The organism is bacterium, from assembly GCA_030530825.1.
Classification (GTDB): domain Bacteria; phylum Patescibacteriota; class Saccharimonadia; order Saccharimonadales; family Saccharimonadaceae; genus Nanogingivalis.
Genome location: JAUMUF010000001.1, coordinates 18,090 through 40,478 on the forward strand (window position 1 = coordinate 18,090; position 22,389 = coordinate 40,478).

At 42.8% G+C, this 22,389-nt stretch carries 24 protein-coding genes and 1 tRNA gene; 16 read left to right on the forward strand and 9 right to left on the reverse strand.

Annotated elements, in window-relative coordinates; all coding sequences use genetic code 11:
- Nucleotides 1-12: 12 nt before the first annotated feature.
- The 4 genes from Q4A21_00115 to Q4A21_00130 form a co-directional block, all read right to left on the reverse strand.
- Nucleotides 13-729, reverse strand: a complete 717-nt coding sequence (locus tag Q4A21_00115) for a B3/4 domain-containing protein (protein ID MDO4901957.1) — start codon at nt 727-729, stop codon at nt 13-15.
- A 193-nt stretch (nt 730-922) separates the two neighbouring features.
- A tRNA-Ser gene (locus Q4A21_00120) sits at nt 923-1,012 on the reverse strand.
- Between the two features lie 94 nt (nt 1,013-1,106).
- On the reverse strand, nt 1,107-1,670 hold the full coding sequence (locus Q4A21_00125) for a hypothetical protein (GenBank protein ID MDO4901958.1): 564 nt from the start codon (nt 1,668-1,670) through the stop codon (nt 1,107-1,109).
- Nucleotides 1,671-1,793: 123 nt separating this feature from the next.
- On the reverse strand, nt 1,794-4,358 hold the full coding sequence (locus Q4A21_00130) for a valine--tRNA ligase (protein MDO4901959.1): 2,565 nt from the start codon (nt 4,356-4,358) through the stop codon (nt 1,794-1,796).
- Nucleotides 4,359-4,823: 465 nt separating this feature from the next.
- Between Q4A21_00130 and Q4A21_00135 the strand changes: the two genes are divergently transcribed.
- Nucleotides 4,824-5,846 (forward strand): peptidoglycan bridge formation glycyltransferase FemA/FemB family protein, encoded by a 1,023-nt coding sequence (locus Q4A21_00135; GenBank protein ID MDO4901960.1) that lies wholly within the window; start codon nt 4,824-4,826, stop codon nt 5,844-5,846.
- Nucleotides 5,847-5,894: 48 nt separating this feature from the next.
- Here Q4A21_00135 and Q4A21_00140 read toward each other — a convergent pair whose 3' ends face one another.
- The gene (locus Q4A21_00140) at nt 5,895-6,407 is read right to left on the reverse strand and encodes a hypothetical protein (GenBank protein MDO4901961.1); all 513 of its coding nucleotides are present in this window, start codon (nt 6,405-6,407) and stop codon (nt 5,895-5,897) included.
- Nucleotides 6,408-6,448: 41 nt separating this feature from the next.
- Between Q4A21_00140 and Q4A21_00145 the strand changes: the two genes are divergently transcribed.
- Nucleotides 6,449-6,583 (forward strand): hypothetical protein, encoded by a 135-nt coding sequence (locus tag Q4A21_00145; protein MDO4901962.1) that lies wholly within the window; start codon nt 6,449-6,451, stop codon nt 6,581-6,583.
- Nucleotides 6,584-6,650: 67 nt separating this feature from the next.
- On the opposite strand, the gene tsaD is transcribed toward Q4A21_00145, so the two are convergent.
- Nucleotides 6,651-7,751, reverse strand: a complete 1,101-nt coding sequence (gene tsaD / locus Q4A21_00150; protein MDO4901963.1) for a tRNA (adenosine(37)-N6)-threonylcarbamoyltransferase complex transferase subunit TsaD — start codon at nt 7,749-7,751, stop codon at nt 6,651-6,653.
- Nucleotides 7,752-8,025: 274 nt separating this feature from the next.
- Here tsaD and Q4A21_00155 point away from each other — a divergent pair, with 274 nt between their 5' ends.
- Nucleotides 8,026-8,358, forward strand: coding sequence for a hypothetical protein (locus Q4A21_00155; protein ID MDO4901964.1), 333 nt, complete (start codon nt 8,026-8,028; stop codon nt 8,356-8,358).
- A gap of 57 nt (nt 8,359-8,415) precedes the next feature.
- Nucleotides 8,416-8,856: a hypothetical protein gene (locus tag Q4A21_00160; protein ID MDO4901965.1), complete on the forward strand. Its 441-nt coding sequence runs from the start codon at nt 8,416-8,418 to the stop codon at nt 8,854-8,856.
- 60 nt (nt 8,857-8,916) lie between these two features.
- On the opposite strand, the gene rpsT is transcribed toward Q4A21_00160, so the two are convergent.
- Nucleotides 8,917-9,171, reverse strand: coding sequence for a 30S ribosomal protein S20 (gene rpsT / locus Q4A21_00165; protein MDO4901966.1), 255 nt, complete (start codon nt 9,169-9,171; stop codon nt 8,917-8,919).
- Nucleotides 9,172-9,334: 163 nt separating this feature from the next.
- Here rpsT and Q4A21_00170 point away from each other — a divergent pair, with 163 nt between their 5' ends.
- The 6 genes from Q4A21_00170 (at nt 9,335) to Q4A21_00195 (ending at nt 15,495) form a co-directional block, all read left to right on the forward strand.
- A complete protein-coding gene (locus Q4A21_00170) occupies nt 9,335-11,179 on the forward strand; it encodes a hypothetical protein (GenBank protein MDO4901967.1) in 1,845 nt (614 codons plus the stop codon).
- A gap of 1 nt (nt 11,180) precedes the next feature.
- A complete protein-coding gene (gene truB, locus Q4A21_00175; GenBank protein MDO4901968.1) occupies nt 11,181-11,870 on the forward strand; it encodes a tRNA pseudouridine(55) synthase TruB in 690 nt (229 codons plus the stop codon).
- 130 nt (nt 11,871-12,000) lie between these two features.
- Nucleotides 12,001-12,807 carry an LPXTG cell wall anchor domain-containing protein gene (locus Q4A21_00180; GenBank protein ID MDO4901969.1) on the forward strand — a complete coding sequence of 269 codons (807 nt, stop codon included), beginning with the start codon at nt 12,001-12,003 and terminating at the stop codon, nt 12,805-12,807.
- Between the two features lie 89 nt (nt 12,808-12,896).
- A complete protein-coding gene (gene rpsO / locus Q4A21_00185; GenBank protein ID MDO4901970.1) occupies nt 12,897-13,163 on the forward strand; it encodes a 30S ribosomal protein S15 in 267 nt (88 codons plus the stop codon).
- Between the two features lie 97 nt (nt 13,164-13,260).
- Nucleotides 13,261-14,934: an arginine--tRNA ligase gene (argS, locus tag Q4A21_00190; protein ID MDO4901971.1), complete on the forward strand. Its 1,674-nt coding sequence runs from the start codon at nt 13,261-13,263 to the stop codon at nt 14,932-14,934.
- Between the two features lie 114 nt (nt 14,935-15,048).
- Nucleotides 15,049-15,495 (forward strand): hypothetical protein, encoded by a 447-nt coding sequence (locus Q4A21_00195; protein ID MDO4901972.1) that lies wholly within the window; start codon nt 15,049-15,051, stop codon nt 15,493-15,495.
- A gap of 61 nt (nt 15,496-15,556) precedes the next feature.
- Here the strand turns inward: Q4A21_00195 and Q4A21_00200 are convergent, their stop codons facing one another.
- Together Q4A21_00200 and Q4A21_00205 are read right to left on the reverse strand one after the other, a co-directional pair.
- Nucleotides 15,557-16,156: an AAA family ATPase gene (locus tag Q4A21_00200; GenBank protein ID MDO4901973.1), complete on the reverse strand. Its 600-nt coding sequence runs from the start codon at nt 16,154-16,156 to the stop codon at nt 15,557-15,559.
- Nucleotides 16,157-16,212: 56 nt separating this feature from the next.
- A complete protein-coding gene (locus Q4A21_00205; protein ID MDO4901974.1) occupies nt 16,213-16,701 on the reverse strand; it encodes a hypothetical protein in 489 nt (162 codons plus the stop codon).
- Between the two features lie 96 nt (nt 16,702-16,797).
- Between Q4A21_00205 and Q4A21_00210 the strand changes: the two genes are divergently transcribed.
- The 6 genes from Q4A21_00210 to Q4A21_00235 all read left to right on the forward strand — a co-directional run bounded on the left by Q4A21_00210 (nt 16,798) and on the right by Q4A21_00235 (nt 22,359).
- Nucleotides 16,798-19,305 carry a DNA polymerase I gene (locus Q4A21_00210; GenBank protein ID MDO4901975.1) on the forward strand — a complete coding sequence of 836 codons (2,508 nt, stop codon included), beginning with the start codon at nt 16,798-16,800 and terminating at the stop codon, nt 19,303-19,305.
- Nucleotides 19,305-20,489: a hypothetical protein gene (locus tag Q4A21_00215; protein ID MDO4901976.1), complete on the forward strand. Its 1,185-nt coding sequence runs from the start codon at nt 19,305-19,307 to the stop codon at nt 20,487-20,489. Before Q4A21_00210 ends, Q4A21_00215 begins: the two co-directional genes overlap by 1 nt.
- The gene (gene dut / locus Q4A21_00220; GenBank protein MDO4901977.1) at nt 20,490-20,924 is read left to right on the forward strand and encodes a dUTP diphosphatase; all 435 of its coding nucleotides are present in this window, start codon (nt 20,490-20,492) and stop codon (nt 20,922-20,924) included.
- Between the two features lie 84 nt (nt 20,925-21,008).
- Complete coding sequence (locus Q4A21_00225; protein MDO4901978.1) at nt 21,009-21,311, forward strand: hypothetical protein; 303 nt, start codon at nt 21,009-21,011, stop codon at nt 21,309-21,311.
- Nucleotides 21,312-21,373: 62 nt separating this feature from the next.
- A complete protein-coding gene (orn, locus tag Q4A21_00230) occupies nt 21,374-21,922 on the forward strand; it encodes an oligoribonuclease (protein MDO4901979.1) in 549 nt (182 codons plus the stop codon).
- On the forward strand, nt 21,919-22,359 hold the full coding sequence (locus tag Q4A21_00235) for a hypothetical protein (protein MDO4901980.1): 441 nt from the start codon (nt 21,919-21,921) through the stop codon (nt 22,357-22,359). Before orn ends, Q4A21_00235 begins: the two co-directional genes overlap by 4 nt.
- Nucleotides 22,360-22,389: the final 30 nt, after the last annotated feature.

Sequence of the window (22,389 nt, forward strand, 5' to 3'; positions counted from 1 at the left end):
CGGATCCTAGAATTAAAATTCGCCAAGATCTACTGAAGGATTATCTTTGTCGGCGACAACAGAAGAAATTTGCCCACCGATAAATTCTTCCAATCGAGATTTTAGCGCATCGATAGCGGTGTGGAAATTTTCTAAATTCTGCCCATTCCAGTTTTCGATAATAAAGACAGCGTCGGTGGTTTGATCTGTGAGCATTGTTCGTACAGCCTCGCGCCAATTCCAGCAACGACAGACAGCACCCTCTTCATCTTTGTAGATGAGTTCATTTTCGAGAGGTGGCTCGGACTTTTCACTGCCCAAAGTTATAAAGTTTTCGTCACCATTAGCAAGAGTTAAGCGCATATTGCCGGCAATTTTGGCCAAATCCTCGCCGCCGCAAGGTACAGCAAACTCTAAAGATACAGAATTATAAACATCTACCAGTGGACTTATCGATCCAACACCACGGCCGTTATCAATTCTTTTGAGAAGTGCTTCAATTGATGAGCGATTTCCCTTTTTACTCTTAAACTTTTTGAATGCTTCACGCCAACTCGCGACAACCTGATTTTTTGAAAATTCATCAGCCGTTAGGTGAACTTTAGCACTTTCAGACGATTGTTCTAGTAAATTTTCAAAATCAGAATTGTCCGCGACAGGTGTATTTTTAACATTTTTAGCGATGATTACGCCAATTTTAGCCTCTGGAAAAATCTCCAAGAAGTCTTGCTCTAAGATAAATTGCTTCATTTTAATCCTCCTTTGCTCTATTTTAACAGATTTAGGCTAAATATTAAAGAAAACCCGCCAGCGCAAACTGACGGATTTTCTGTGGCGGAGAGAACAGGATAAGTCCGCTTTGTGAACGAACCCGCCTCGCAGGCTCAAATACATTTTCTTCGAAAAGAAGAAAGCCGCCGACAAAAAGTCAGCGGTTTTCTCCTGGCGGAGAGAACAGGATTCGAACCTGCGAGAGCCTTTCGACCCAACACGCGTTCCAGGCGTGCGCCTTAAACCACTCGGCCATCTCTCCCCGCTTTTTAATTTTAGCAAATTTTAGGCAAAGTTTCAACCGCGGATTTAATTATCTTAATACGGTTTTACCATACATTATCTTGAAAATTTTATCAATACCAGGACGAAACACCGCCGTGCCTTGAACAAGCACCCCTGCCCGTAGCAGAACTCATACTTCCATCGCGACAGAACGCGCCACTTCTAATTGGCGGAGAATAAACTCGAGGAGAACTAAATCTTGGACTATAGTTGTATCTAGTCGTAGAGTAGTTATATCCTCGATAACCCCCACCGCCTCCACCGCCGTAGTAATTGTAAGATTGTGGAGCAGGTACTGGAGTGGGAGGTGGCGGTGGTGCTACGTATTTGTATTTGGTTATTACGATATGCTCGTTTGTTGGCTTGTATTTGGACTTGCGACTTAGTTCTTTTTTGGTTTTGCTATTACGACAAACCTCATCTTGTCCGTTTGAGCCGGTTATTGTAGTTCTTCTGGATTTTTCTTTTCCACCAAGTGATTGGTCGTGAGTGTTAAATTCATCTTCAGAAGTTGTCGTCTGAAACTTAACAATCTCATTACTACATACAGTTCTGTTCTCGTAGGCATCTATACCGAAAGGTAAAGCAATCACCGAGAGCATAATAAATAATAACCAGCCTAAGTTTTTATTCATATTAAATATCCTTTGCTAATAAAATATTATAATAAGTTAAATCTTTATCCATCTTATCAAACAAAACCAACAATTGTCAAGCAAAAAACACCCCTCTCAGAGTGCTTTTGTGCTTACCAAGTTCTACAAATTTTCAATACCCTTCTCGATCTTTTCTAACTTGGCTTTTTTGTCCGAAAGCGTGAGGCGGGTTTCTTCAACCAGATGCTCGGGCGCTTTGGCGATGTAATTTTCGTTCGAAAGGCGCTGAGAAAGGCTAAGGATTTCGCTCTCGATTTGGTTTTTTTGCTTGATTAGATCTTCTCGATACTCCGCCAAAACCTCTTGCGGGACATCGAGCCACGCGCCCAAGCCACTAGCCGCAAGGCTAAATCCACGAGGGGTATCCGTCTCCTCCACCGCAGGTACGCGAGTAAGCGCACGAATAGTCTCGGCATTTTCCGCGATAAGCCCGTCATTAGCAAAGAGAAGCGGATAGCGTTTTTTATTAGGCAACTCTGCGATTACTGCGCGGACTTCGCTGACAAGTTCTTGGATTCGCTCAAAGCCAATCGCTTGGATCTCGTCAAACTCAATGGAGATCGGCGCGAGAGTTTCTTTGGCCAAAACTCCATTGGTCCAAGGAAGTGTCTGCCAGATTGTTTCTGTCACGAATGGCGCAAATGGGTGAGCGAGTTTGAGACAAGTTTCAAGCACCCATCGAAGAAGTTCGGGGTTATGCTGAGCCTTGGAGGCCTCAACATACCAGTCGGCAACAGAAGTCCAAATGGTATGATAGACCAACTCGCCCGCCTCGGAGAAGCGATAATTGGCGATATGATCGTCGAGAGTTTTGACTGCTTGAGAGAGTTCTCGCACCACCCAGTGGTCAGCATTGGATAACGCTTCAGGCTGACGACTGGAAGGCATCTCGCCGACCTTTTCTGTGATGAATCGTGAAACATTCCACAATTTGTTACAGAAATTTCTACCTGCGATGACCTTGTTTTTAGCAAAGGCTTGATTCTGCCCTGCCGAGCGACTGGCGATAATTCCAAGACGAAACGCGTCGGAACCAAATTCTGCGATCACATCCATCGGGTTGATAACATTGCCTTTGGATTTGGACATTTTCTGTCCCTTTTCATCCAAAACCATTCCGTGTAGATAAACTTCTTTGAACGGAACAGATTGCGTACAGTAAATTCCAAGCATGATCATGCGGCTGACCCAAGGGAAAATCAAGTCGTGGCCTGTTTCCATCACGCTGTTTGGGTAGAATTTAGCGAGGTCGCCACCATCGAGATAATCCGTTGTGATAAATGGCCATTGGCCAGATGAAAACCAAGTGTCAAGCGTATCCTCGTCACGAATGTATGTTTTACCATCTTTTTCAATTTCTGTCAAATGAACTCGCGTATCGAATATCCAGTCGCTGGCGTCGTCCTTATTCTGGAACATCGGAATTGGAATACCCCAAGGAATTTGGCGTGAAACGTTCCAGTCGCGGATATTTTCAAGATAATTTGACAAAACATTCTTTTTATTGTCTGGCACGAAACGAATCTCGTTATTGTTGAGAGCGATAAGTGCTGCTTCTGCCAAAGGTTTGGTCGAAATAAACCACTGTTCTTTGACGAGCGGCTGAATTGGCTCGCCAGATTTGTAGTCATAGCCAACCACGTGGGTTAAATCTTCTTCTTTCATCAAAGCGCCCTGCTCTTTCAACTTGGAAAGAATTTTCTTGCGCGCTTCCATAACGGTCAAGCCCTCGAAATCAGCACCGGCCTCAGTTGTCATTTTGCCATCAAAGCCGATAACCTGAATCTTAGATAGATTATTGCGCTGACCAACTTCAAAGTCATTTGGGTCGTGGAAAGGTGTAATCTTAACCACACCCGTACCAAAAGCTGGGTCGGCGTATTCGTCCGCGATTATTGGAATTTCTCGTCCAATAAGCGGAATTTTGACCATTTTACCGATCAATTTTTGATAGCGCTCGTCCTCTGGATTGACCGCCAGTGCCGTGTCGCCGAGCATTGTTTCTGGGCGAGTTGTTGAAACGAGCATAAACTGTTCTGGCTCGCCAAATTTACCAATCACTGGATAAGCAATTGTCCAAAGTTTGCCCTTTTCTTCCTTGTAATCAACTTCAATATCGGCATAAGAAGTCTGATATTTGGTAGAGTAATTAACAATTCGCTCGCCTCTGTAAATAAGGCCGTCGTCCCATAATTTCTTGAAAGTTTTGTAGACGCGATTGATGACTTTTTCATCCAAAGTAAATGTTGAATTTATCCAATCCGCACCTACGCCAAGCGCACGGAGTTGAAGTTCCATTCCACCCCGCTGTTTAGCAACAAAATCCCAAACCTGATCATAGAGTTCATCTCTAGAAAAGTCGAACCGGCTCTTGCCCTGCTCATTCAAAACGCGCTCATAAACAACCCAAGTCTCAAAGCCCGCATGGTCGGCGCCAGCAAGATAAATCGCATCGCGCCCTTTCATCCTGTAATACCGCACCAAAATATCCTCAACCGCAGCCATCAATCCGTGGCCGATATGAAGATTCCCGTTGGCATTTGGTGGTGGCATCACGATCGAATATGGCTCGCCCACCCCTGTTGAAGAAAACGCATCAGAGGCTTCCCAAAGCGCGTAAATCTCGGGTTCGTAATTATTTGGCTCGTAAGTTTTAGTAATTTTCATCAAATTTCCCTTTTAATCTTAATTTTTCTCGAAGGAAGAAAATTCATTTGCGAAAACTTCTTCAAAGAATAACGATTCTTGAAGAAATAAAGATTTTCCCCATAACGATGGGCGAAAATACAGAAGTATCATTCGGCTAAATTTTCAAATTCCGCCCTTCATTTCTCTTCGAATCAGAAACAAAAAGCAAATTTTACGCAAACATTTCACGAGAAATTTCACAGCAAATTAAAACAACATTTCACGCGAAATCCTCGCCGAAATCCCTCCTCAAATAAACTGTAATTTCTCATTTTTGTTTACTTTTTAATTATATCACAACTACTTGACTTTAACAAGGCTTATGCTTATTTTAGTCGGCAAGTTTGAGAATTTTGAATTTCGAATTTTCCGCAGGGACAACCCGAGGACTTTTCGAAATTAAAAAATCAAGATTTTTCATCCAAAATGTGCTAAAATAAGATTATGTTAAAGATTTCAGAAGTGAAAAATCAGCAGATTTGGGATGATTTTATCAACAATCACGGCGGACATCCGCTACAACTTTGGGGGTGGGGCGAGTTAAAGTCTCGCGGAAATTGGCGAGTTTGCAGGATTTTTGTCCACCAGAAAACAGAGAAGGGCGAAGTCTTGGCCGCTGCGCAAATTCTAACGCAAAAGATGCCTTGGCCGCTTAAAAATTTCGCTTATATTCCGCGTGGTATCCTAACGATTTCGGGCAAGCCACTCGAGCGAGAAAAAATGCTTCAAGCCGTGGCCGAATACTGTAAAACAGCAATAAAACCGCGACCCGTGGCCTTAAGCGTGGAGCCAGATTGGGAAGAATTTCCAAATAATTTACTTAAAAAAGGTTGGATTAAAGCGCGCAACACTGTGCTAATTCCTCGGACACTTATTTTGGATTTAACCAAATCTACAGATGAAATTTTGATGGAAATGCACAAAAACAACCGCCAACTTGTTAAAAAATCGGCTAAAAATTGTGCAGTTAGAAGGCTCGCCACACCTAAAGAATTCGAGACTGCTTATAAAATCTACCTCGAGACGGCTAAAAGGGCAGGCTTTTCGATTCATTCTGAAAAATATTATCAAGATCTCCGTGATTTGATGGGTGACAATTCGCCAGTCTGGGGTGCTTTCTCAGAAGATGAACTTATAGCCTTTTCTTGGATCGCTAAAACCAAAACTACCGCTTTTGAACTCTACGGTGGAAGCAACGACAAGGGGCGCGATCTTTGGGCTAATTACGCTATAAAATGGGCGGTCATTCAAGAGTTGAAGGAGCAGGGCGTAGAGCGATATGACTTCAATGGACTTCTCAATGATAGCATTTCTCTCTTCAAAAAGCGCTTTGCTCGGCACGAAAATCTGCTCGCAGGCACATTCGACAGACCTCTGTCAAAATGGTATCCTTTGTGGTCGCACGGCCTACCAATAGGTAAAAAAATCGTTCGAAGTATCCGCAAAATCCTCAAAAAATCGCACTAAATTCACTTTCGAAAAAAGAAAAAAGACCTCTCATGGAGGTCTTAAATTTTAGAGCAGGGGAGTCTGGAGTCGGACGATATCTTCCAGCAACATTTCGTTTATAATATAGAATGTCTGATCTGGAAACTTGGCATCTTCCGCCTCAACAATCCACTCGCGATCGAGTAAATTGATAAAATGCGGCTCGAAAATTGGCCACATCGCCTCAACTTCTCGGTCGCAATCCTCGCGAGGCTGTTCGCCGTCAAATCTGGCGAACACATTGAGCGCGTCAGACGTAAACTGACGGAGCAGATATTCCTGCGTTGGCACAATGTTTTTGGCTTCTTCACCTTCTGCGTTATCAAAAGCGATGAACGCCTTCAGTACAACGCCAAGCAACAGTCTTTCCATAGTGAGTAGGCCATCGATACAAACTTGGATTGGTCCAGAGTCGTCGACAATCATACATACGCCATTTTCAAGGGCGTCTGATACCCATATGTGGTCGCGCTCAGATTCCAAGGCAAGCAAAAAATCATAGTGCTCGCCATTTTTTCTTTCCATCTCTAAAATAATCATTTGAGATTCCTCCTAAATTTTTTATTTTTGAAGGAATCGCAATGTTTCACTCCTTCGAAGAAATTTTTCGAAAAGAAAAAGCACTTCGAAAGAGTGAAATCTCATTCTCAAAGTGCAAAACTAATTTAATTATAGCATATTTTACGCAAAAAGTCAATAGGCGTAGATTTTTGTGAAAATTCTGAATTTTCCGCAGGGCTAACCCGAGGACTTTTCAGATTTTCCATAAAAAATCGAGGCGTATTAAATTTTCCGCCAAAGATTATTTTCCATAGAAAGGCTGGGTTTTACAGTAGTTTTAAGCGCGTCGGTGGGCTTATTGAGAGAAAAGTGCGCGGCTCCAAGCGCTGCCACCATCGCCGCATTATCAGTGCAAAAATCCGGCAGGACAAACTTCACGCCACCAGATAATTTTTCATCAAGACGGCGAATCAACTCATCCCTGAGTGCCAGATTGGCGGCCACGCCACCAGCCACAACCACTGTTTTTATGGCGAATTTTTCTGCCGCTTTTTCTAATTTATCAGCCAAAGTTTCAACGGCGGTTTTTTGGAAACTTGCCGCAAAATCTGCTTTTTGTTCTTCATTAAGAAGCCCAGCCAACTCAAAAGAAGGGAAATTCATATCCACGCCGACTTCTTTTTGGACTGCTCGAAGCACGGCTGTTTTTAGTCCAGAGAATGAAAAATCAAACTCGCCTGCCAATTTTGCTTTTGGCAATTTGTATTTCGAAGCATCGCCGTTCTCGGCCACCTTAGAAATCGCCGGACCACCAGGATAGGGCAAACCAAGAATTTTAGCAACTTTGTCGAACGCCTCGCCAACTGCGTCATCTTGAGTTTGACCCAAGATTTCGAAGTCGCCGTGACCTTTCATCAAGACGATTTGCGAATGTCCACCGCTTACCACCAGCGCCAAAAAGGGAAATTCGGGTCGGGTTTCTTCATCCAAAAACGCACCATAAATATGTGCTTCAACGTGATGAACAGGGAAGAGTGGCTTGCCGAGAACGCTTGCGTAAGTGTGCGCGGCAAGATTGCCGACAAGCAAAGAGCCGTTAAGGCCCGGCGCAAAACTAACCGCAATCGCGTCAATTTGATCCCAGTCGAGATTGGCGCGAGAAAGGGCGCGGGAGACGACAGGATTGATGACTTCGATATGCGAACGCGCTGCCACCTCTGGCACGACACCGCCAAATTCGGCGTGAATGTCAATTTGCGAGACAACTTCATTGGAGAGAAGCCTCAACTTGGGCGAAGAACTTTCAGAAATTTCGCTCGGCGTAAACTCAACCACCGCAGCGGCAGTTTCATCGCAAGTTGATTCAATTCCCAAGATTTTCATTCTTAAATTATACCATTTTCTTGAAGAAAAGGCAAAAATTTAACCAAAGTCAATAAGTTTCTTGAGTTCTTGGAATTTGACTGAAAAGAATATTTATGATAAAATATTCCCACGAAATTAGAAAGGTATCTCCCAAGCGGAGATGGTAACTTAAGATGTTAGAATTAAGAAATTTGACTTTAATTTATAGTGATGAAAACGCCGATGCGCGAATTATGGAGGCCGAGACTACGCGGGTTTTTAAGAAATTTCGCTACTTAAAGGTTGAGGGAAAATGCTGGAGACCACCAAACAGCAAATTCTGCTCGGCACGATTCTTAAGATGTATATCAGGCGAGATATCGATCAGTTAGCTCTGGACTGGGATACGATTGAGGAGGAATTCGATAAAGCTTGGCTGAGGTTTTTGGCGGTTGAGAATGTTTTTATTAAAAGTAAAGAGAATGAAACCTTCGAGAATCTAATGAAACAACTTAAATTTTTTGTTTTTGTAGAGGAAGTCCAAAGGCGAAATTATCGGTATGGAATCACCAAAAACATCACGCATTATCGTCCGACTAATTTTTTCTTGAATGATATTATTTCTTTCAAGATTAAAGAATTCTAATGGTTGCTCGCTCTGCGCGAGCTTTTTTATTTTTTCGAAAAATGATAAAATACTGTCATGGATTCCAAAAAACGCAAACAAATTGCTCAAAAAATCTACCCTGATCCCAAAGATAAAAATGAGCAAAGCGATACTCTAACCGCCGAAGAAGCCAATACAAAGGCCTATCTTGCCGGCAGGGCGTATCTTAAAGAGCGCGAGAGTAAATTTCCAATCTGGATGTTGGCGCTGGTGTTTTTACTATTTTTCTTGCCGGTCGGGAATTTTATTCCGATTTCATTTGCTGATATGTTTTGGCGGTTGATATGTGCGGTTCTTATGGCTTATAGTATCAGAAGCGCATGGATTTATGGTGACGACTTTGAGAGAAATTACGGTGGTCGCTCGATCAATAAATCTGTGGCTAAATTGGTGGCGATCTTATTTTTCTTGGCGTATTTTTCTGGGTTTTTATGGCAAGCGGGCGGGATGCTCGATGTTCTTCGATCAAATTATTAAAAAATCGAAACAAAAATAAAACCACCCGATATATCCCGAGTAGTTTTGAGATCGCTTAGATTAAGCGAGTTTTACGCCGGCTTTTTTAGCGGCAGCAGCGAGTGCTGACTTGCGGCGAGAAGCAGTATTCTTCTTGATGAGGCCTTTTTTAACGGCTTTGTCAAGTTCGCTCTGTGCTTTTGAAAGGCTCGCAGCAGTTGGTTCCGCTACAAATGCTTTTACAGCAGTCTTGATGTCTTTTTTGATACCGACATTTCGCTCGCGTCGCTTTGCGGTTTGTCGCATTCGCTTTACAGCAGATTTAATAATTGGCATTGATTTCCTCTAATTTTAGGTTATTATTTACAATTCAAAATCAATTATACACCATTCTTTTCAAAAAGTCAAAAGGAAAATTACAATCTATCTCTTGACATTCTATTGTGATTATGTTAAACTCGAAGCAGAAATTAAAAAATAAACAAGGACTAAAGATAAAATGCCAGAAAACAATGCCCGAAAGCAGATTATCGCCCAGATTGAAAAATCTGAGAATATTTTGATTGCGCTCAGTGATAATCCATCGGTTGATGAGTTGGCGTCAGCGCTTGCTTTGACGCTGGCTATAAATAAATCAGATAAGCGCGCTACGGCTGTGGCGAGCGGTCAAATGCCAGACGCGCTGGAGTTTTTGAACCCAGAAAAAACTTTCGAAACGAGCGTTGATTCGCTTCGAGATTTTATTATCGCTTTATCTAAGGACAAGGCCGATCACTTAAAATATAAACTTGTTGGCGACCATGTCAAAATCTTCATCACTCCATACAAAAGTGTGATTTCTGAGAAGGATTTGGAATTTTCGCAAGGTGATTTTAATGTTGATTTTGTACTTGCTCTGGGCGTGCGCGACAAGGATCACTTGGACGCAGCATTGGCGGCTCACGGCAGGATTTTTCACGATGCTAGCGTGGGTGTTATCACCGTCGGCGATACGCCTTCAACTTTGAGCGAAATCAACTGGCACGACAACAATGCTTCTGCTCTTAGCGAGTTAGTCCTTGATCTTATTGAGCAAAAGCCTTTTGACAAAAAAGCCCTCAATCAATCTGTCGCAACAGCCATCTTGACAGGAATTGTGGCAGAAACTGAGCGATTTTCTAATCAAAAAACCACCGCTAAGGTGATGAACACTGCATCAAAACTTATCTTGGCCGGAGCGGATCAGCAACTTGTGATCTCCAAAATTAAAGAGGCTGAAGAAAAAGCCACTCGCGTCAATATCAAAAGTCAGAATGAAGAAAAAGCGCCAAAGAAAGAAGTTGTGGCTAAAATCCCTAAGAACGGCGGACTTCGAATTGACCACACTAGTACTTTGGCTGATCTTGAAAATTCTCTAAAAATCGAGAAAAATGATGAATCGGAGATTGAGAATCTTGAAACATCGGATGCCGAGAAGTCGCTTGAAGATTCTCTCGCGCAACTTGCGCCTGAGCCACAAGCAAATGCTTTCAAAGATCTCGAGAATTTCCCAAGCGCAGCGGAAATTGCCGCGCAAAGAGTTGAGACAACTGAAACTGGCGTAGGTCAAAATTCAAGCGATAATTTGAATTTCGAAGAGTCCCCGATTACGCCAACTGAAACACAACCGCAAGCAGAAGTTTCTCCTGAAAATTTCCAGATTGAAGTTCCTGCCAAGTTTGAGCAAAATCAACTGCCTTCTCCAGAAAGCGCGCCAATTTCAGAGGATTTTTTGACTGAAGCGCCAATCCCAGCGCAAGATTTTGAGCCTGCGCCAATTGCGCCGATTGAGGCTCCCGCGCAATTAGAAGTTTCTCCTGAAGCAATAACTCAAACTTCTACAAGCCAAACTTTGAATCAAATTCCTGAAGCATCCCCAAGCGGACAGGGCAGTAGCAGGACAATTTTGCCTTTGAGTTCGCCTGAAATTTCTGCCAATCAACCACTCAACTTGAATGACGAATATTATAATCCAGCGCAGAATCAATTGATTGCGCAGAGTCTAACCGCACAACCCGACACTCTCTCGCACCAAATACCAGCAGGCGACGCGGGGACTTTCCCGCCACCACTTCCGCCAATGCCGGATTTTAGCCAGATGATGCCGCCAAGTTTGCCAGAGATTCCTGACTTTGGTCAATTACCAGAACTTCCAGCGATGCCACCAGTTGATTTTGGTGTGCCAATGAATTCTTCGCCGTCAGAAATATCAACTATTCCAGCCCCAGACGCCAATCTAGCAATGGGCACTGCAGCCACACAAAATCAAGTGATGACTGAAAACCTCTACCCAGACCCTTCGCAATTCAGAATCCCAGGAATGTAAAATGGACTTCGATTTAAATAATCCAAGTCCGAGCGGGCGGATTCTCATAGATAAGCCTGCCGAGATGACGAGTTTCGGCGTGGTTGCGCGCGTGCGGCGTGTTTTAGGTCAAAAACTCGGCCAAAAAAAGGTTAAGGTTGGACATACCGGCACGCTTGATCCTTTTGCCACGGGCCTTCTGGTTTTGCTTTATGGCAAAGAAACCAAGAACGCTATGGCTCTGACCAAACTTGACAAGGTGTATGAAGCCAAGTTTATTTTGGGCGAAGTTTCCACCACGGGAGATCCAGAAGGGGAGATTTCGAAGGTGGATTTTGATAAAAAACCGAGTTTCGAAGAGATTTTGAATGCTTCTAAAAAATTAACCGGCAAAATATCACAGACACCGCCCGCTTTTTCCGCGATAAAAATCAACGGTAAGCGCGCTTATGACCTGGCTCGAAAGGGCGAAAAACCTGAAATCAAGCCTCGAGAAGTTGAGATTTTCTCTTTTGAGATTTTAGAGTATGATTTTCCGCGGATCCAAATCCGTGCGCACGTCTCGAGCGGCACGTACATCCGCACATTGGGCGAGGATTTGGGTAAGATTTTAGGGACGGGTGCGTATTGTCGCCATCTTCGTCGCACTAAAATCGCAGATTTCGATATCAAGGACGCGATTTCGCTAGAAGATTTAGGCATCAAAGATTAAAAAATATTCCAATAAATAATCAATAGCATTTTTATAAACTCTAACAGACAAACTTAAGCATAATTATACTATTGACATATCATTAAAAATATGATACTATTTTGGCGTAATTATAAATTAAAGGAGTTTTATGAAAAAATCAATTTTTGCCATTGCTGCGGTAGTAGCGACTGGTAATATGGCATTTTTACCCCAAAATACCTTCGCTCAAGAGTATGAGCAGTACTGTCAAAATAGAGTAGTCGATAGGAATATTCGCACAACAAGAATTAATGAGCTTATTAGTTTGGTAGCAAGACAAACGGATGAAGAAATTAAGAATACCCTAATAGAATATCAAAATTTCCAACTTCAAAATCAATGTACAGAAGAAGAAATGACTAAAGTTATCGAAGGCGCACATCGAATCATCAATCAAATTAATGAAAGCCGACGAACTGAAGATTTTCGAATTATAGTAAAAGTTAATGGAATTGAAGTTCAAAATTCTGAATTTAACGCAATTAGGTACTCAGATTTTTTGAATCACCTTACTGCAGCAACTGAGGCTAAATTATCGGAAGGTCTTTACATACAAAAAGAGACTAATTTCGACGGAAATACAGTAACTTTAAACTTCGAGAACATTCCTCCAGTTTCAGGAGAAGAATTTATAGAGAGTGAATTTACTTCTGGTGAAGAGATTGTAGAAGACAATACGACAATCGACAGCGAATTTGTAGAAACAGATTATACTTCCGGAAGAGAAATTGTCGAAGAATCAACTGTAATTGAAGAAAATAAATCTCAAACACCAACACCAATCCAAAAAACAACATTAACAATTTCAGCTCCAAATACTGGATTTGAAAGCAAAGATCTTAATCTCCAAATCACAGGATTGCTCGCCATTCTCGCAAGCGCAACATTTATCTTTATCCGAAAGATCAAGATTTAGTAATAAACAAATCGCCCTTACAAGAGGGCGATTTTCTTCTTCGAAAATAAAATTTGACATTTTTCTAAAATTTTGTTAAAATCAAAAAGATGATTACTAAAGAGAATAAAGAGAAGGCAATCGCTTTGACTCAGGTTTCCAAGAATGACGTCGGTAGCCCACAGGCTCAGGTGTCAATCTTGACGGCTCGTATCAAAGAAGTGACAGCGCACCTCAAGGAAAACAAGCACGACTTTATGGCTCGTCGCGGTTTGACTCAGATGGTTGGACGCCGTAAAAAACTTCTAAAATATCTTGAACGAAAAGATTTCGAAGCCTACAAAGATGTTATTGCTAAATTAGGTCTTCGAAAATAATCACTTCGAAACCGCCAAAATTGCTCCAAGTCGGGGCGATTTTGATTTATAATTTATCAGATTTGAAATTCTCCCCATAATCTGTTAAAATAATGTCATGGAAAATGTAGAAATAATTATCAAAGACACAGTCAAAGCCAAATTTAACCTTGATGTGGAGGTTGCTTTGACCCGGCCACGGCCAGAATTTGGTGATTTTTCTACCAATATTGCAATGCAACTTGCGGGAAGGTTGAAGCGCAATCCGCGTGAAATTGCGAAGGAAATTGTAGACGCACTCGCTCAAAACCCAGCACTCCAATCTGTTGAAATCGCCGGCACGGGCTTCATAAATATTAAAATGAGCGACAAGTTTCTTTGGAGCCTCGCCAATTCTCCCGCCGAGCAGACTCTTGCGGATCAAGATTATGTGCTCGAATATTCTTGCCCCAACGCGTTCAAGGATCTTCACACAGGACACCTTTATCAGACGATGTATGGCGACGCTTTGGCGCGCGTTTTGGAAGCGGTGGGCGCACGCGTTCATCGCACAAGTTTTGGTGGCGATGTTGGACTTCACGTGGCCAAGTGCCTTTGGGGAATGAGGTCGGAACTCGGCGGAGAAAACTTCGATCAACTTTCTGAAATTGAAAATAACGCCTTTGAGCGCGCCAAATGGATTGGTAAAACTTATGTTATCGGCGCCAAGGCTTACGAGGAAAGCGATCAGGCCAAAGAAGAAATCATTCAACTCAACAAAGATATTTACGCCTTTCACGAGAACGATGACCATACCTCACCGATGGCCAAGATCTACTGGGAAACTCGCCAGTGGAGTTTTGACTACTTCGACGCTTTTTACAATCTGATCGAAGTTGACCAAATGCACTACTATCCAGAATCTTCAACCGCGCCAACTGGTATGGAGGTCGTTTCAAAAGAACTCGAAAAGGGCAATTTGAAGAAGTCCGATGGCGCAATTATCTTTGAAGGTGATGAAGAAAAACACCTCCACACTCGCGTTTTTGTGACCAGCAACGGCCTACCGACTTACGAGACTAAGGATATTGGCGTCATCTGGAAAGAGCGTGCGGATTATGACTTCGATCACCGAATTCTCATCACCGGCAACGATCAAAAAGAATATATGCGCGTGGTTTTTGCGGCTGCCGATACATTCTTGCCGGGCATTGGTGCCAAGATGACCCATCTCACCAATGGAACAGTGCGATTTTCTGACGGCAAAAAAATGTCTTCTCGACTTGGTAATGTTTCTCGTGCTGTGGATGTTTTGGACGAAATTAAACTTCGAACGGCTAAATTAACAGATGACACCACTCTCCAAAATCAAATTGCGCTCGGTGCGATTAAATTTGCCTTTGCGCGTTATCGATTGGGTGGCGATATTGCTTTTGATGTCGAAGAAACCGTCAGCCTTCAAGGAAATTCTGGAACTTACATTCAGTATGCACACGCGCGTGCTTGCTCGATTCTTGGCAAGTCATCGACCGCGCCTTCGACCGACTTGGAGACTACTGACTCTGAGCGTAAACTTCTCCAAAAATTGAGCGAATTTGGCGGTGTTATCAACAAAGCCGCCACTGAGCAAATGGTCCACGGCATTTGTCGATATCTCTACGAATTGGCGCAAGAATTCAACCGCTTCTATGAAGGAAATCGCGTCATTGGCTCCGATCGCGAGGCGCTTCGACTGGCGCTGGTTGCGCGCTACCGCGACACTTTGGCGCAAGGCCTAAATCTTCTTGGCATCCACGCGCCAGAAAAAATGTAATTTCAATAATCCGCTCGTAAAAGGGCGGATTTTATTGACTTTTTATGATAAATATGGTATTATAGAGCTATCCTATTTGCTCAGGGATAAAATAAAACTAGGAGGTATAAACCTATGAGCAAAGAACATACACAAAATCAAATCCTATCACCAGAAGAACAGAAGAAGCGTGTCTCTATTGGGTTAGCTATGGATTTCATCTTGGCTAATCTATATATTCACAAAAATCTGTCAGCCGGATCATGGTCGGAACTGAACCATCGATACTGCAACTCCCAAGTTATAGTTGAGATTTCAAATTCCGCCTTCATTAAGGCAGTGAAGCAATTGAAATACGCCGGCCTTATCCGCGATGTTTCAAGTAAGAAGGCATACGGAATTGGTGAAGTTGAAACAACCAAAGCCGTAAAACTTCTGCCGGCAGGCGAAGCTATCGCGAAGGATCGGTACTACTGGTACTACCGTCGCGATTACTATGAAGTGGCATGTCGCTCTAATTTTCTAAATCAAGAAGATAAGGGCATTCTTCTCAACTCCAACCCAGTGTGCCCATATAGCTAGACGCACAACACAGACCTCACAGCATTTGCCGTGGGGTGTTTTTTATTTCGAAATTATAAAACTAAAATCCAATTTCGCGCAAGACTTTGTCGATCTTCATTTTGAGGCGCAACATCCCACTTTGGTTAGTGAGAAAATAATCAGCAATGGCGATCGGACCACCCTTTTCGAGAAGTTCAATCTCATTATGATCGCGATCATTAACCTCTGCCAAAGTCATTCCGCGATTGGGGCGGGAGGCAATTCGCTTATGGCGAAGTGATTTGGGAGGCACCAGCGCTACCAACTTCAACTCCTTCGGAAAATGTTTTTTCAGGATTTTATACTCCGTCCAGGTATAGAGACCGTCCGCGATGATGCGCTTTTGTCCTGCGTCGATCAGGTGCTGGATTTGCTCGACAATGCGATTAACGATGACATCTTTGCCGTACTTTTCTCGAAGTTCAAGACGCATTTTTTTCTCGTTTTCCGTGGTGATTTCGAGGCCGGCGTCTTTAAGCGCCTTAAGCACCACACCGCCAAAATGCACACTTGGGTAGCCTTTTTCTTTAAGATAGGCGGCGGCTGTGGATTTACCGCTTCCTGCCAGTCCAACAAAGGCAAGGATTTTGACGCTAGAATTGGCTTTTTTATTTTTTGAGCGAAGGATTTTGCTATTCATAAGCCTTATTATAGCATTTTTTGAAGAAGAAAAAAACCCGCCAAAAGGGCAGGTTGTTATGTGAGAACGGAATCAACTTCGGCGGCGATATTTTCTTCGCGCGCTGCGTCGAGATTGCCGACCGCGACCAAAACTCCGTGAAATGCTGGAACTTTTTTGCCGTTGATGATTTCGTCAAATTCTAGCGAGAAGCAAAATTCGATTGAATCTTTTTCGTTCACTAGAAGAGTGAAGTGATGTTCGGGGTTAATTCCGAATTTTCGCCCAATGATTTTTTCCAGATTTTCATCATTGCCGTAAAACGGATTTGTGAAATTTTCACTAAATTGCGAAAACGAAAAATAAGTCGGCACGCGAGAAAAGTCTGCGGCGTTTTCGTCTGAGTAACTCATCACCGTTCCTTGACCATCAACAAAAGCAGGACAAATCTCGCGCAATTTGCGATAATAAGTCGCCGAAACGACGGGCAGGCCTTGCCTTTTGAGGAATTCTTTAGATTCATCTGTTAGGCGGGGCTTTTTGAACTTTGGTTTTTTAATTGTCATAATTTCCACCTCTTGAAATATTGCTTCGAAATAATTTCGATAAAATATATTTTACCACTAAAATCATTAAAAGTCAACCTGTGATATAATATAAGAATGAAAAGACTTGTGATTATTGATGGAAAAAGCGTTTTTTATCGCGGATATTATGCGATGGCGGGGTTGTCTACGAGCGACGGAACGCCGACGGGCGGAGTTTATGGCTTTGCCAGTCTCGCGTTTGAAGTGATAAGAAAATTAAAGCCAGATTATGTAGTGGTGGCTTGGGATAAGAAGGGGACTTCGATTTCTCGCAGGCTGGAGATTTTTCCTGAGTATAAGGCGGGGCGAAAAAAATCCCCCGACGATTTTTACGAGCAAATTCCCGTGCTTCACGATTTTCTCGCCACGCTCGGCTGGCCGCTCTTGGAGTGTGACGGATACGAGGCGGACGACATTCTTGGCACGCTCTCGCAAAAAGCCAACCAGCAAGGCATAGAATCTTGCCTAATCACAAGCGATCTTGATATGCTTCAATTGATTGACCACGACACCAAAGTTTTTGCGATGAAGCGCGGATTTTCACAGATTGAAGAGTTTGATTTAGAGTATTTCGAACAAAAATACGGCTTGAAACAGGCGCAATTCTTGGATCTTAAGGCACTTCAAGGTGATTCCAGCGACAATATCCCTGGCGTTCCTGGCATTGGCCCCAAAACTGCCACGGCATTGTTGCGTGAATTTTTCACTCTTGAAGGCATTTACGAAAATTTGGACAAAATTAAACCTGCTTGGAGAGCCAAACTTGAAGCGGGTCGCGACTCGGCGTTTATGAGTAAAAAATTGGCGGAAATCTGGCTCGACGCTCCAGTAGAACTTGACCTGGAAGCGGCAGACATCCGCAACTTCAATTATCCGCTCGTTCTTGAAACGCTTAAAAAATTGGAAATGCCCAGCCTTATTCTCAAAATTCCTGCTGAGATGAAGAAGGGCGGCGAAAATCCAAATCAAGCATCGCTTTTTGATGGAGCAATTGGGGCAATTGATAAGCAGCCTTTGCCAGAATTTTCTGAAAGCGATTTGCGCGAGTTCTTTGACTTTGAAGATTTTTCGAAATCGGGTCGAGATTTAGCGGAAATTTCAAAATCTCGCACGATTTTTTGGAGCGCCAAGGATGATTTTCACGCGCTGGCAAACGCCAATTTCGAGCCGGATTTTGACCAAATTTACGACATCCAACAGATGGAATTTTTGCTCAATCCGCTGATTCGCGACAAAAGTTTGAGCGGAATTTTGAGCGCGCACGGCGATTTTGACTTCGACGAAAAAAATCCACAGCAACGCCTAAAAGCGATGAAAATTATTTTCGAAAGTCAGCAAAAACGGCTCCAAAATTTGCCAGAAATTCGCCAAATCGCTGAAGATCTTGACTTTCCGCTCGCCAAAATTCTCTTCAAAATGGAGCGCGCGGGCGTAAAAATTGACCCTGATTTTTTCCAAAAAGCGAGCCAAGAATTTGGTAAAAAAGTAGCAGAAACAGAGGCGGAAATCTTTGAATTGGCGGGGCAAGAATTTAATCCAGCCAGCCCACTTCAACTTTCAAAAATTCTCTTCGAAACGCTGGAACTTCCGACCAAAGGTATCAAAAAATCGCGGACTGGGTTTTCGACAGGCCAAAAAGAGTTGGATAAATTGCGCGGGCTTCATCCGATTATCGAGAAAATCGAGGAATTTCGTGAATTTTCAAAACTCAAAAGCACTTATATCGACGCTTTACCCAAACTGGCGGACGCGGGCGGGCGGATTCACTCAACTTTTCATCAGGACGTGACCAGCACGGGGCGGCTGAGTTCGACCAATCCTAATCTTCAGAATATTCCGATTCGCACCGAGTTGGGCAGAAGGATCAGGCGCGGATTTGTGGCTGAAAAGGGTAAAATTTTGGTGGCGGCTGACTATTCGCAATTCGAACTTCGACTTGCTGCTGTTTTGGCTGGCGACCAGAATTTGATTGAAGATTTTCGCGCTGATCTGGACATTCACGCCAAAACTGCCGCTGAAATGTTCAAAATTCCGCTTGAAGAGGTCTCCGCTGACCAGCGTCGTGCCGCCAAAACGATCAACTTTGGTGTGCTTTATGGTATGAGCGCTCATCGGCTGGCGGGGGAACTCGGCACGACTTTTTTCGAGGCTAAGCATTTCATTGAGAATTACTTCGAAGTCAGAAAGCCCATCGCGGATTATATCGCGCACACGATTGAGCAGGCTGAAGCGGATGGTTTTGTCCAGACTTTATTTGGTCGCCGTCGCCCAACGCCAGATGTTAAATCTTCCAACTTTATGGTGCGAGAAGCCGCCAAGCGCGCCGCTGCCAATATGCCGATTCAGGGTACGGAAGCGGATCTGATGAAGCGGGCGATGATTGCCGTGGATCGTGAGATTGTAGAAAAGGGTTTGGGGCAGCAAATTCTTCAAATTCACGACTCAATTTTGGTCGAAACAACGCCCGAAAATGCCGAAATTGTTTCGAAAATTCTCAAAACCGAGATGGAAAAAGTTTCGCCCGAGCTTGACATTCCGCTTAAGGTTGACGTAAAATGGGGTCAAAACTGGGAGGAAATTTAATGGAAAGATTTAAGTCAGTCAGTTATGAAACTGAAAAGTCGTTAGAATTGAGCAACCTTGGAAGTGGCAAAAAATCGCTAGAACTAAGCCTAGGTGGACAAAAAATAGCTTTTTACGGTCGAGCAAACTTTGATCCTCAGACGATTAAAGGAGAGGCTAGGAAAATCTCCGAGTGGGAAAAGTTCAAACACTCTCCGGCAAATTTAAAAGACGATCTCGAATACCGAAGCGAAGAAGACGCTCGAATAAACAAAGATAGGAATTCGGAAACATATTTAAAATCCATAGAGAATCTAAATCCAAGAGAGTATATTAATTTCCTGAACGATTTCTTAAATAGCGATCTGGGCGAAGGAATCTTAGAAAGATCAGAAATTGACAGCTGGGAAGATATACGAGAATTATCTCCTCGCCAAGCCATGCTTTTATGTAGCAACACTGTCATTAAACTTCGAAATTACGACTGCAGCGAAATAACCCAAAGACACAGAAAAGCCGACAGTCTCACGGCTTTAGATATATTTAATCATTTATCTAAAAATCGAGATCAACCTTTGGGCGTTTGTCGCAATTACACCGACATGACGAAGATTCTTTTTTTATCCATAAAAAAGTTCCAAGTACCCGAAACTTCTCGCCTCAACAACACATTCTGTGAAGCAACCAGCGGTTACACACCTTTTGACATGACAGAGGAGTATAAAACAAGAGGTCATAAGTGGAATAGATTTATGACATTTACCGATGAAGGTGTTGCCGAATGCTTTATAGACACAACCACCCAAGGAATCGATAAACCCACTACTCCTGAGGAAGGGCTTTTTATAGGATTTCAACTAAAAGAATCTACTATAGACTCTATAAGCGAGGCTATATTTAAAGAAAACCTAGAAACTTCCCATAATTTATCCGAAGAATCAATAAAAAATATCGAAAACCTCTATAAATATTACAAAGGAGCTTCATCAGCAATCTACAAGATTGTTCAAAAAGATCCAAAATATAAAGAAAAGCAGAGAATGAAAGATATTTTTATGCATGTATTGGTCAAAAATAATATATATTCAAAAATTCTTCATCAAAATGGACGGATGGCTGAAGAGGATTTCGCCAAAGTGAAGAGGGTCTGCAAACGGGCTATCACATCCGGAAGAATGCGCGAAAATCTAAGGAATCATCTATAAATGAAAATCAAATTCAAAATCCTAAAATCCGGCGCACAAATCCCAGAATTCAAGACTGCCGAAGCAGCAGGCGCCGATCTTTGCGCCTGCTTGGATGCGCCAGTAACTTTGGAGCCGATGGAGAGAATGATGATTCCGCTTGGCTTTGCGATGGAAATTCCAGAAGGATTCGAGGCGCAAATCCGTGCCCGGTCAGGTCTCGCCATCAAACACGGCATCACGCTCATCAACGGCATCGGCACAATTGACGCAGATTATCGAGGTGAAGTCGGTGTGCTTTTGGTTAATCTCGGCACGGAGCCGTTCGAAATCACCCCCAAAATGCGCATCGCTCAGATGGTCTTTGCTCGTTTCGAAACACCAAAAATCGAAATCACCGAAACTCTCACCCAATCCGCCCGTGGCGAGGGCGGCTTTGGCTCGACTGGACTTTAGATAGTTTATTTTCGAAATATTGACATTTTCTGCGCAAGATGTTATAATCGCTCTATCTTTTTAAGAGGGGTGAGTAAATTAAAAATGAATGTCTTTAAAAAACCTTTGCCGTCAACTTCACTCAATAAAATCGTAAATGCGATTTATGAAATGAAGTTCGAAGTTATCATCTTGTATAGTTTTCAGGATTTTTTCAGCAAAACTGGTGAGATTAATGTCTATTTCGAGAAAGAGGTACCTCTGTCCTTTTACGATGATTTGTTCGAAAAGATGGACAAATTAGGATTTAATTGCTACGAAGGCAATCTTGATGAGTTCAAAATCGTAAATAGAATGAATGAAGAGAATAATTTTATGATCTTCATTAAATTCCGTAAGGACATTTGAATATTTTTCCGCTCCAAGAGGGCAGATTTTGTTTTTTCACAGAAAAGGGTTATAATTAAAATATGAATAACGCAAAAATCTTATGGATTGACCTGGAAATGACCGGACTTCATCCCGAGGAGGATCGAATTTTGGAGGTGGCGGCGATTGCTACAGATTGGGATTTTAATGAAGTTGCCACTTTTGAGTCTGCCGTAAAAGTACCGAGCGATATTGTTGAAAGCCGTATGGTCGGTGAGTTTTGGGATAGTTTCTCTGAGGTGAGAGACGCTTTGAAGAAACAGAATCTTAATGCCGAGTTGGATTCTCAGCAAGTTGAAGAAAATCTGATTGAATTTATTAAAACCAACTTTACTGCCGCATTGGAAAATGGAGAAAAGATAATCTTGGGCGGAAATTCTATTCATCAAGATCGGCGCTTTATCAGGAATGAGTGGAAAAACCTCAATAAAATGCTCCATTATCGAATGCTTGATGTGTCGAGTTGGAAGTTGGTTTTTAGTGAAAAATTCGGGCGAGTTTTCGCCAAGCCTGAGGCTCATCGTGCGCTCGATGATATCAGGGGAAGCATTGAAGAATTAAAATTTTATCTAAAGAAAGTGAAAAAATGAAACGAGAAGAGTTGAAGAATTGGATTTTAAGCGAGTTTGAGGCAGTTGAGTGCGAGTTGCTGGAAGAGCAGAGAGCGGAAGTTTTCCGCGTGGATTTGGCCGTTCTGGCGGAGATTGCTCGTGTGAGATTGGCGGATCCAGCAGGTGATTTGGGCGATTTCGAAGCGGAAACTTTGAATAAAAGACTTAATAAATTCGAAAATTCCGATGAAGGCAAGCCGATCTTTGCCGTGCTTGACTTGAGCGAGTATCCAGTAAGTATTGAGGTTAAAACAGGCGTGGCTCTTGCCAAAATACTCCGTGAGAAAGAAAGTGTCGTGCCATCAAAACTTCTGGCCGAGAGCGAGTGGAGCAGGATTATCGGCTTTGGGCAAGTTTCTGAAACAGAAGTCGATGATCTCTTGAGGCTTTCTTACAGATTGACTACAGAAGAATAATTTGACAAAATAATACATAAGCGTTATAAT